Below are 563 nucleotides of genomic sequence, written 5' to 3' on the forward strand. Positions count from 1 at the left end.
GAATTTGATCATACGTAACATTCGTCCGTTTCTCTTTCCCGTATTCATATACCAAATCGCCATTTTTATCATAAATTTTTGAGGATAACGGATTAACAAGTTTTGCTTTCTCAAGTTTAGGCGCGTCCTTAATCATTACAAAGAAGGTAGCAACCCCCGCCACTAAACCAACAATACCAAGTAATAAACAAGTAATTAAAAACTTACGAAAGAACGAAGTTTTACCTTTTGGTTTTTGTGTTTTAGAAGCTGGCTGTTTTTTCTTTTTAACTTGTCGTCGCTCCTCTCGAGAACGATAATTTTCTGACATGTTACTTTCTCCTGCCTTTCAATTCTCCCGTTGATTTACTTAAAAATATTGAGGTCACTTTCTAAACTGAATTTAATTAAGAAAGCATATTGACCTGGAGCATTCAATATTTTCCTAATTCACAGATTATAAATTTTAGAAAACTTCTTATACAAACTATTTTCACTTCTAATTTTCCTAATAATGCTGCCCCTTTAAGCATAGGATGTAAAAAGTGAATTTTCATACCTCGTATAAATAATATACCTTTTTT

General features: G+C 32.0%; 1 pseudogene. It reads right to left on the reverse strand.

Annotated elements, in window-relative coordinates:
* A pseudogene (locus tag KI369_RS28770) lies at window positions 1–310 on the reverse strand (penicillin-binding protein); the annotation flags it as partial.
* Window positions 311–563 lie beyond the last annotated feature (253 nt).

The organism is Bacillus sanguinis, assembly GCF_018332475.1.
Lineage (GTDB): Bacteria > Bacillota > Bacilli > Bacillales > Bacillaceae_G > Bacillus_A > Bacillus_A sanguinis.